Raw genomic sequence first — 300 nt, forward strand, 5'->3', positions numbered from 1 at the left:
CCCGCGGCAAGCCGGACCGCACCTGCCATGCCCTCGCCAGCAGCGGCGTGGCCGTTCCATGCCAGGGACGCGAGTGCGCCGCCCGCCAGCGTCGCCGCCAGCGGGAAGGCGGACTCCACCGTCCCGCGACGACGATGCCACCCGAGCAAGAACGCCATGGCGATCAGCAGCACGCTTCTCGCCATGGCTGCGCGGCCCGCGGACGTTTCGAGCAGATACCAGCCAAGCGATTCGCGATCAACGTCGGCAATCGGCATTCCCATGATGCCGGCGGTCTTGAATACGACATCGGCCCCGGTG

The 300-nt window shown here is 69.3% G+C and carries 1 protein-coding gene; it reads right to left on the reverse strand.

Features of this window, described 5'->3' with window-relative positions; all coding sequences use genetic code 11:
* The coding region (locus FLQ44_RS21150; RefSeq protein WP_206209041.1) for a hypothetical protein at window positions 1-300 on the reverse strand (300 nt) is incomplete at both ends.

This window comes from Vogesella mureinivorans (assembly GCF_007644035.1).
GTDB classification, from domain to species: domain Bacteria; phylum Pseudomonadota; class Gammaproteobacteria; order Burkholderiales; family Chromobacteriaceae; genus Vogesella; species Vogesella mureinivorans.